The sequence below is a fragment of the Bradyrhizobium sp. genome, from assembly GCF_049798375.1.
Classification (GTDB): Bacteria; Pseudomonadota; Alphaproteobacteria; order Rhizobiales; family Xanthobacteraceae; genus Bradyrhizobium.
This window is the reverse complement of record NZ_JBARGP010000237.1, coordinates 1-9070: the sequence shown is the minus strand read 5'-3', so window position 1 is coordinate 9070 and position 9070 is coordinate 1. Positions and strand designations below refer to the sequence as shown.

General features: G+C 63.5%; 10 protein-coding genes. 7 read left to right on the top strand and 3 right to left on the bottom strand.

All coding sequences use genetic code 11. The features are described 5' to 3' along the window. The 4 genes from WA702_RS09995 to WA702_RS09980 all read left to right on the top strand — a co-directional run. A partial coding sequence (locus WA702_RS09995) for an aminotransferase class III-fold pyridoxal phosphate-dependent enzyme (protein ID WP_425110361.1) occupies positions 1-558 on the top strand: 558 nt, incomplete at its 5' end. Further along, positions 551-1477, top strand: coding sequence for an ornithine carbamoyltransferase (argF, locus tag WA702_RS09990; RefSeq protein ID WP_425110360.1), 927 nt, complete (start codon positions 551-553; stop codon positions 1475-1477). The genes WA702_RS09995 and argF, both read left to right, overlap by 8 nt. A gap of 95 nt (positions 1478-1572) precedes the next feature. Beyond that, entirely contained in the window at positions 1573-1938 is a 366-nt protein-coding gene (locus WA702_RS09985) for an endonuclease domain-containing protein (protein ID WP_425110359.1), read from the top strand. A 139-nt stretch (positions 1939-2077) separates the two neighbouring features. Next, positions 2078-3076: an Hsp33 family molecular chaperone gene (locus WA702_RS09980; protein WP_425110358.1), complete on the top strand. Its 999-nt coding sequence runs from the start codon at positions 2078-2080 to the stop codon at positions 3074-3076. A 432-nt stretch (positions 3077-3508) separates the two neighbouring features. Here the strand turns inward: WA702_RS09980 and WA702_RS09975 are convergent, their stop codons facing one another. Together WA702_RS09975 and apaG are read right to left on the bottom strand one after the other, a co-directional pair. Continuing rightward, a complete protein-coding gene (locus tag WA702_RS09975; protein ID WP_425110357.1) occupies positions 3509-3901 on the bottom strand; it encodes a hypothetical protein in 393 nt (130 codons plus the stop codon). A gap of 114 nt (positions 3902-4015) precedes the next feature. Then, the gene (gene apaG / locus WA702_RS09970; protein WP_425110356.1) at positions 4016-4408 is read right to left on the bottom strand and encodes a Co2+/Mg2+ efflux protein ApaG; all 393 of its coding nucleotides are present in this window, start codon (positions 4406-4408) and stop codon (positions 4016-4018) included. A 302-nt stretch (positions 4409-4710) separates the two neighbouring features. Between apaG and WA702_RS09965 the strand changes: the two genes are divergently transcribed. The 3 genes from WA702_RS09965 to WA702_RS09955 are packed head-to-tail and all read left to right on the top strand — an operon-like array spanning position 4711 to position 7740. Next, positions 4711-5970 carry an OpgC domain-containing protein gene (locus WA702_RS09965; protein ID WP_425110355.1) on the top strand — a complete coding sequence of 420 codons (1260 nt, stop codon included), beginning with the start codon at positions 4711-4713 and terminating at the stop codon, positions 5968-5970. Further along, on the top strand, positions 5970-6728 hold the full coding sequence (locus WA702_RS09960) for an SGNH/GDSL hydrolase family protein (RefSeq protein WP_425110354.1): 759 nt from the start codon (positions 5970-5972) through the stop codon (positions 6726-6728). Before WA702_RS09965 ends, WA702_RS09960 begins: the two co-directional genes overlap by 1 nt. A 13-nt stretch (positions 6729-6741) precedes the next feature. Then, complete coding sequence (locus tag WA702_RS09955) at positions 6742-7740, top strand: SGNH/GDSL hydrolase family protein (protein WP_425110353.1); 999 nt, start codon at positions 6742-6744, stop codon at positions 7738-7740. Positions 7741-7873: 133 nt separating this feature from the next. On the opposite strand, the gene WA702_RS09950 is transcribed toward WA702_RS09955, so the two are convergent. After that, positions 7874-9049: an O-succinylhomoserine sulfhydrylase gene (locus WA702_RS09950; RefSeq protein ID WP_425110362.1), complete on the bottom strand. Its 1176-nt coding sequence runs from the start codon at positions 9047-9049 to the stop codon at positions 7874-7876. Positions 9050-9070 lie beyond the last annotated feature (21 nt).

Genomic DNA, 9070 nt, shown 5'->3' with positions numbered 1-9070 from the left:
GTGCAGACCGGCATGGGCCGCACCGGCGATCTGTTTGCCTATAAGCGCCTGGGCGTTACGCCCGACATCATGCCGCTTGCAAAGGCGCTCGGCGGCGGTTTTCCGATCGGCGCGTGCCTTGCCACCGCGGAGGCCGCGTCCGGCATGACGCCGGGCTCGCACGGCTCGACCTTCGGCGGCAATCCGCTGGCCATCGCAGCCGCCAACGCCGTGCTCGACGTGATGCTGGCGCCCGGCTTCTTCGATCATGCGCGCCGGATGTCGCTGCTGTTGAAGCAGAAGCTCGGCGCGGTGATCGACCGCCACAAGGACGTCATCTCGGAAGTGCGCGGCGAGGGCCTCTTGATCGGCATCAAGGCGGTGGTGCCCTCGACCGATCTGGTAGCGGCGCTGCGCGACCAGAAGCTGCTCACGGTCGGCGCCGGCGACAATGTGGTGCGCTTCCTGCCGCCGCTGATCGTGAGCGAGGCCGAAGTGGAGGAGGCGGTGCAGCGGCTCGACCGGGCCTGCGCAGCGCTGTCCAATGATCAGGTCAAGCAGGCAGTCGGTCATGAGTAAGACGCTCCGTCATTTCCTCGATATCAACGAGCTGCCGCTCGGCGAGCTGCGGAACATGCTCGCGCTCTCGAACGACATGAAGAAGAAGCTCAAGGCGCACGAACCGGCGAAGAAGCCGCTCGAAGGCAAGGCGCTGGCGATGATCTTCGAGAAGCCCTCGACCCGCACCCGCGTCTCCTTCGATGTCGGCATGCGCCAGCTCGGCGGCGAGTCGATCATGCTGACCGGCGCCGAGATGCAGCTCGGCCGCGGCGAGACCATCGCCGACACCGCCCGCGTGCTGTCGCGCTATGTCGACGCGATCATGATCCGCATCCTCTCCCACGACGCGCTGCTGGAGCTCGCTGCCAACGCCACCGTACCCGTCATCAACGGGCTGACGCGCCGCTCGCATCCCTGCCAGGTGATGGCCGACCTCATGACCTATGAGGAACACCGCGGCACGATCGAGGGCCGCACCATCGCGTGGAGCGGCGACGACAACAACGTGCTGGCCTCCTGGGCGCACGCGGCCGATCGCTTCAAGTTCCGGCTCAATGTCGCGACCCCGCCGCAACTCGCGCCGGGCAAGGTGATGAAGGACTTCATCAAGGCGACCAACGCGCAGATCACGCTCGGCAACGATCCGGAAGCGGCCGTGCGCGGCGCCGATTGCGTCATCACCGACACCTGGGTGTCGATGGGCGACAAGGACGGCGAGCATCGCCACAATCTGCTCAAGCCCTATCAGGTCAATTCCCACCTGATGTCGCTTGCGAAGCCCGATGCGCTGTTCATGCATTGCCTGCCCGCCCATCGCGGCGAGGAGGTCACCGACGAGGTGATCGACGGCCCGCAGTCGGTGGTGTTCGACGAGGCCGAGAACCGCCTGCACGCGCAAAAGGGCATCCTGGCCTGGTGTTTCGGCGCGGGGGCGTAGGAACGGTAACAGAAATTACTAAGTAGCGGCGCGCTCGGTCACCCTCTCCCCTTGTGGGAGAGGGTGGCGCGCGAAGCGCGACGGGTGAGGGGTTCGTGCCGCAAGAACCGCATCATCGACCAATCGCAAAGCGCCTCCGCACGTTCGCCAGGCGAATGCGGCGTGAGCCGACAGATGCGGAGGCCGCGATGTGGCGACTGTTGCGCGACCGTCGTTTCTCGCAGTTCAAATTTCGCCGCCAGGTCCCGTTCCAGAACTACATCCTGGACTTCGTCTGTTTCGAGCGACGGCTTGTCATCGAGATCGATGGAAGCCAGCACGCAGAAGCGCCCCGCGATACGGCGAGGGACCACGCCCTGGCACATGAAGGCTTTCAGATTGCACGCTATTGGAACAACGATGTGCTCCAATGTCGAACAGCAGTCATGGAGGATATTCTCACAAAGTTGGCCGAGCGGTGAGAGACCCTCACCCGTCGCGATTACGCTGCGCTCCATCGCGCCACCCTCTCCCGCAAGGGGAGAGGGTGCATCGAGTTCGCTGCACGAGCATAGTTCCAACCCCTTCAATTTTCCCCCGCCGAACCCCAGATAAAGCGCCATGACAGCCTCCACTCCCGACAACAACATCAATCTCGCCGGCGATATCCGTGCGCCGTCTTCCGTGCCGGTGGATGACGCGGTGCTGCCGTTCGAGGTTGCCGCGCTCGATCTGCGCGGCCGCCTCACCCGCATGGGGCCGGCGCTCGACGACATCCTCACCAAGCACGATTATCCCGCACCGGTAGGCAAGCTGCTCGGTGAGGCCATCGTGCTCGCGACCTTGCTCGGCTCCTCGCTCAAATTCGAGGGCCGCTTCATTCTGCAGACCCAGACCGACGGCCCGGTCTCGTTCCTGGTGGTCGACTTCCAGGCACCCGATCGGCTGCGTGCCTATGCCCGCTACGACGAGGCGCGGCTCAAGGACGCTAAAGATTCCGGCACGCTGCTCGGCAACGGCCACCTCGCGATGACCATCGACCAGGGGCCCGATATGAGCCGCTATCAGGGTCTGGTGGCGCTCACCGGTGGCAACCTGGAAGAAGCCGCGCATGAATACTTCCTGCGCTCCGAGCAAATCCCGACCCGGGTGCGGCTTGCAGTCGGCGAGGAGTGGAGCGGCGGCAAGCATCGCTGGCGCGCCGGCGGCCTGCTGACGCAATTCCTGCCGAAGGCGCCGGAGCGCGCCCGCCAAGCCGATCTGCATCCGGGCGATGCCCCCGAAGGCACGGTCGTGCACGCGGTCGAGGAGGACGACGCCTGGGTCGAGGGCCAGTCGCTGGTCTCGACCGTCGAGGACATCGAACTGATCGATCCCGCGCTGTCGGGCGAGCGGCTGCTCTATCGCTTGTTTCACGAGCGCGGCGTGCGCGTGTTCAAGGAGCTTGCGCTGCAGGCGAAGTGCTCCTGCTCGCGCGAAGCGGTTGCCGGCATGTTGAAGAGTTTTTCGGCGCAGGATCGCGCCGACATGGTTAAGGACGACAAGGTGATCGTGACCTGCGAGTTCTGCTCCTCGGTTTATGAGTTCACGCCGCAGGACGCCGGCGTGACGCAGAACTAGTTGACAGGCTTTGCCGTTCGCGCCTCGTGCTCGCCGAGGTCGGTCCGTCCGCACGCCGGTCAAGGCGCTGTGGGCCAGCCGACTAATGAGTTGATGAAGCGACGTTTTTAGTCCGATGCGCGCGACGCCGCATGTGTCCGTCGTGCCGTTCTGTCCCGCCGAACAAAAACCATTTGCGCCGTCGGGCAAATCAGGTTCACATTTCCGGGCGTCCGGCCCGATGAGAGGGGCGCTTCGCGATCGTCACGAGCGTTGGGTTGGAGATGCGATGGACGTGAGCGCGTCGTTGTGAGCTAACAGCTTGCGGACGAGCGACGCATTCACGGACGCGAAGTCGTGTGGTCCTGGCATCCCGGTGCTGATGCCAAGCATCGCGATGCTTATGACGAGCATTGCGGGTGACGGGGGCAAGAAAGCCGGTCCCCGAGGAGATCACGTATAAGCGTTAAAACCGTCGCGCAGGGAAGGCCGGGCGATTTCGGCTGCACCGGTGGTTCTGCCGCGTGCTTTTTGTTGCACGCGGACCATGGGCGTCAGCCGGCGCCCGGCCTTCCCTGCGCCCTCTTTCGAATTGGAGGGTTGACGAATTTGATAGCTCGGGCGCAATGCGTCGCGAGAACGCGATGGTGCGACTGTTAGAGCATGATCCGGAAAAGTGGGAACCGGTTTTCCGAAAAGATCATGCTCAAACAAAGAGATGAGATCACGATACGATTCTGCGTGATCGCATCGTGATCTAGTAAGTGCGATGGCGTAGATTTTTTTCCGTCGTTGTGCCCCGAGCGGGCGGGGCATCCAGTACGCCGCGACCTCTCGGTCGATCACCGACGTCTCTGGATACTGGATCGTCCGCATGCGCGGACGATGACAGCGGAGTGATCGGCGATGACGAGTGTGAAACGTCGAAAATGGAAATGGAGGAGGGATCGGCTGTCCGCGCTAATTCAACACCCGCCGGCCCTCGGGACAGTCGAGCGAGAAGGCCGGCACATCGATCTCGAAGCGCTCGCCGCTCGCGCTTTCCATCTCGTAGGTGCCGACCATGAAGCCGGAGGCGGTCGCGAGCGGCACGCCGGAGGTGTATTCGAAGCGCTCGCCCGGCGCGAGCACCGGCTGCTCACCGATCACGCCCTCGCCGCGCACATGCTCCTGGCGGCCGGACGCGTCGGTGATGATCCAGTACCGGTTCCTGAGCTGCACCGTCTGGTCGCCGGAATTGGTGATCACGATGGTGTAGGACCAGAAATACCGGCCGTTCTCGGCCGAGGACTTCTCAGGCAGGAAGTTCGGCTCGACGGTCACCTCGATGTCGCGGGTCACGGCACGGTACATGGCACGCATCCTAAAAAAAGCAGTCCTGTCGGAACCAAGCAACGCGCGACCGCGGTTTCAACACAGTTCCGGATTATGGAACGCGATGCCGCCGAAAAAGCGACACGCGAATCATCATTTTGCCAGCGTCCCGGCCCCTGCGAAACCGGCAGCGCCTGACGGCGACGCGCGTCCCGCGGGCCTTCGACATCGGGCCATTAGCGCAGGCTCTTAAGCGGTTCGTAACTTGCGCACAAGTTGCGCAATCCTACATTCTCCCTGGCCGGGCCGGCTTCACGTCGGCAATCTCGAAACGGTGCCTGATGACGTCGATTGTCAATCGCCTTGGCGGCCCCAACGTTGCCGGAACGGTCGAGTCGCCCGCGCTGGCCCCAGAGGCGGGCCCAAGCGTGGTGCCAGCCAGCACCTTTCCACCGCCCGGCGAGCGCGAACTCCGGCTCGATCTGTTTCGCGGTCTCGCGCTATGGCTGATCTTCGTCGATCATCTGCCGCCGAATCTGCTGACCTGGTTCACGCTCCGCAATTACGGCTTCTCCGATGCCACCGAGATCTTCATCTTCATCTCCGGCTATACGGCCGCCTTCGTTTACGGGCGAGCGATGCAGGAGAAAGGCTTCGTGGTCGCGACCGCGCGCATCCTGCGCCGGGTCTGGCAGATCTACGTAGCCCATGTGTTCCTGTTCACGATCTTCCTCGCCGAGATTTCCTACGTTGCGACCAGCTTCGAGAACCCGCTCTACACCGAAGAGATGGGGATCATGGATTTTCTCAAGCAGCCGGACGTCACCATCGTGCAGGCGCTGATCCTGCGCTTCCGTCCCGTCAACATGGACGTGCTGCCGCTCTACATCGTCCTGATGCTGTTCCTGCCGCTGATCCTGTGGCTGATGCGCTGGAAGGCCGATCTGACGCTGGCGCTGTCGGTGCTGCTTTACGCCATCACGTGGCAGTTCGATCTCCACCTCACGGGCTATCCGAACGGCGTCTGGGCGTTCAACCCGTTTGCCTGGCAGCTGCTGTTCGTGTTCGGCGCCTGGTGCGCGCTCGGCGGCGCGAGGCGCATGACGAGCATCCTCAATTCGCCCATTACGCTCTGGATCAGCTTCGCCTATCTGGTGGCGGCCTTCTTCGTGACGCTGACCTGGTACGTTCCGCAGCTCAGCCATTTGCTGCCGAAGCGGCTCGAGCAGTGGATGTATCCGATCGATAAGACCGACCTGGACGTGCTGCGTTTCGCGCATTTCCTGGCCTTGGCGGCGCTCACGGTCTACTTCCTGCCGCGGACCTGGCCGGGCCTGAAGTCGCGCTGGCTGAAGCCGCTGATCGTATGCGGGCAGCATTCGCTGGAAATTTTCTGCCTCGGCGTCTTCCTGGCGTTCGCCGGGCACTTCATCCTCGCCGAGGTATCTGGCGGCGCCGTCATGCATGCGCTGATTAGCGTCAGCGGCATCCTCATCATGTGGGGGGTTGCTTCATTGATTTCTTGGTACAAAAATGAGGCTGACAAAGGCGCGTCAAAAAAAGCAGCGCGCAGCAACGCCGATTTGGCGGGAGGGGGCTGATGCCGGCGGTCTCGTGGTGGAGATGCGCGGTGACAGGGATGGTGCTGGCTGTCGGGCTGGCGACGTCCGCGCGCGCCGATGATCCACCCAGTTGCGAGGTGCCTTCCTACCTCCTGGCTAGCGAAAGCTCGCTGCCGAGGGTCACGGAGACCGTGAAGAAGGGACAGCCGCTCGACATCCTGGTCGTAGGCAGCCGCTCATCGACCATCACCACGTCGGATGCCAGTGCCTACCCGGCCCGGCTGCAGGTGGCGCTGAAGGACAAACTGCCGGCCATTACCGTCAATCTCTCAGTCGAGGTGCAACCCAAGAAGACCGCCGAGGAGCTCGCCAGCGGCTTCGTTAAGCTGATGGAAGAGAAAAAGCCTATTCTGGTGATCTGGCAGACCGGAACTGTCGACGCCATGCGGTCCATCGATCCCGATGATTTCCGCAGTGCAGTCAACGAGGGGGTCAGCGCCTTGCAGAAAGCGGGAGCGGATGTGATCTTGATGAACCTGCAATATAGCCCGCGGACGGAGACCATGATCTCGGTGCCGCCCTATATCGACAACATGCGCGTGGTCGCGCAAGAGCGCGACGTTCCGCTGTTCGATCGTTTCGCCATCATGCGTCAATGGAACGAGCACGGTGACTTCGACCTGTTCAATCCGACCCATGGTATCGAGCTTGCCAAGCAAGTTCACGATTGCCTCGGCCGCGCGCTGTCGAAGTTCATCATCGATGCGGCGCATCTTGGGCCGACGCAGCAGAATTAGGGTTTTTCCGTTCATGACGTTAACGAGTTGTTACCGCCTTGTTCGACGGCTGGCGCTGCTGTCAGCGGCGGCCGCCCTGCTGTTTGCGTTACCTCAGTCCCCGCTCATGGTTCATGCGCAGAGCGCGGTCCAGGCGGCCCCGGTGCAGGGCGCAAGCCCGCCGCCCGCACAAAGCCCGCAGGCCACTGCGGCGCCTTCGATCGATCCGCAGCAGCCGAAGAGCCTGACCGCGAAGGCAATCGACAAGGTCAAGCAGGTCGCACGGTCGGCGTCCAACATCTTCAACCGGGTGCCCTGCCTGCCGCCGAAGGGCGTCGCCAAGAAATCCTTCATCTCGCTGCCGCATGTCGCGAGCAAGCTCGCCGACGGAAAGCCGGTGATCATCGTCGCCTTCGGATCGTCCTCGACCCAGGGCTGGGGATCGACCGCGCCGGAATTCACCTACCCGAACCGCTTGGCCGCGCAGCTGCGCCGGCAATATTCGGCGGCTCAGATCTCGGTCATCAATGCCGGTGTCGGCGGCGAGGACGCGCCGGAAATGACCAAGCGGCTGCAGAGCGCCGTGATTGATCAGCATCCGGATCTCGTAATCTGGCAGGTCGGCACCAATGCGGTGCTGCGCAACCTGGATCCGAGCGAGACTGCCAAGCTGGTCGATGACGGCGTCGCCAAGATGCAGGCGGCCGGCAGCGATGTCGTGCTGGTCGATTTGCAATATTCGCCGCGCGTGATCGAGCGGCCGGAAAGTGCAAGTAAGATGATCAAGGCGCTCGATCGGATTGCCGAGCTGCATCATGTCGGCATCTTCCCGCGCTTCGAGGTGATGCGCGACTGGCACGAGCGGCAGGACATCCCGATCAGCGACTTCGTCATCTCCGACGGTCTGCACATGAACGATTGGGGCTATGCCTGCTTCGCGCAACTGCTCGGCGACGACATCATCCGCTCCGTCGGCGCGGTGAAGATCGGCGTCAACGCGCCCGCCGACGTGCCGCATTACCGGCAGATGTGACGTCGTTTTCACCCTCCCCTGGAGGGGGAGGGTCGACTCACATGAGCGCAGCGAAATGTGAGACGGGGTGGGGTGAAGTCGTTGGATGATGCTAGTCACGCCACCCCGCCGCTCATTTCATTCGCGGCTAAAGCTACGCTTTCGCCAACGCCGCATCGAGATCCGCAATCAGGTCGTCCGGATGTTCGAGGCCGGCGGAGTAGCGGATGAAGCCTTCGCTGATGCCAAGCTCGGCGCGCGCCTCCGGACTCAGCCGCTGGTGGGTAGTGGTGGCGGGATGGGTGACCAGCGTCTTGGAGTCGCCGAGGTTGTTGGAGATCCTCGCGAGCTTGAGCGCATTGAGCGTGCGGAATGCGCCCGCCTTGCCGCCTTTGACCTCGAAGCCGACCAGGGTCGAGCCAGCACGCATCTGCTTCCTGACGGTCGCCGCCTGCGGATGGTCCTCGCGTCCCGGATAGATCAGCCGCGAGATCTTGCTGTGGCTCGCCAGGAAGTCAGCGATCTTTGCCGCGCTCTCGGTCTGCGCGCGCACGCGAACGCTAAGCGTCTCCAGGCCCTTCAACAGCACCCAGGCGTTGAACGGCGACAGCGACGGCCCGGTCTGGCGCATGAAGTTATGGATGTGCTCGGTGATGAAGGCTTCCGACGACAGGATCACGCCGCCGAGGCAACGGCCCTGGCCGTCGATATGCTTGGTCGCGGAATAGACCACGACGTCGGCGCCGAGCGCGAGCGGGCTCTGCCAGAGCGGGGTCGCGAACACATTGTCGACGATCAGCCGCGCGCCGCCGGCATGTGCGATCTCGGCGATGGCGCCGATGTCGAGCACGTCGAGCGTCGGGTTGGTCGGGCTTTCCAGGAAACAGCTCTTGGTGTTCGGGCGCATCGCGCGCTGCCACTGGTCGAGGTCGAGCCCATCGACCAGCGTCGATTCGACGCCGTAGCGCGGCAAGAGGTCCTCGATCACGTAGCGGCAGGAGCCGAACATCGCCTTCGACGCCACGACGTGATCGCCGGCGCGCAGCGGCGCCAGAATCGCGGTGGTCACGGCGGCCATGCCGGTGGCGGCGGAGCGGCAGGCTTCAGCGCCTTCGAGCTCGATCATGCGGCGCTCGAACATCGCCGTGGTCGGATTGGAGAAGCGCGAATAGATGAAGCCGGGGTCCTTGCCCTTGAAGCGCGCTTCGCATTCCTCGGCGCTGGCGTAGACGAAGCCCTGGGTCAGGAACAGGCCCTCGGACGTTTCGCCGAATTCGGAGCGCAGGGTGCCGGAATGCACCAGGCGGGTTTCAGGCCGGTATTGAGTCAGTGCGGGAGCGGTGGTTTTGGA

Bases quoted from the DNA above. Each gene is read 5' to 3' on its own strand.
- argF (WP_425110360.1), top strand. From the start codon at position 551: ATGAGTAAGACGCTCCGTCATTTCCTCGATATCAACGAGCTGCCGCTC.
- WA702_RS09980 (WP_425110358.1), top strand. From the start codon at position 2,078: ATGACAGCCTCCACTCCCGACAACAACATCAATCTCGCCGGCGATATC.
- apaG (WP_425110356.1), bottom strand. From the start codon at position 4,408: ATGTACCGTGCCGTGACCCGCGACATCGAGGTGACCGTCGAGCCGAAC.
- WA702_RS09965 (WP_425110355.1), top strand. From the start codon at position 4,711: ATGACGTCGATTGTCAATCGCCTTGGCGGCCCCAACGTTGCCGGAACG.
- WA702_RS09960 (WP_425110354.1), top strand. From the start codon at position 5,970: ATGCCGGCGGTCTCGTGGTGGAGATGCGCGGTGACAGGGATGGTGCTG.
- WA702_RS09955 (WP_425110353.1), top strand. From the start codon at position 6,742: ATGACGTTAACGAGTTGTTACCGCCTTGTTCGACGGCTGGCGCTGCTG.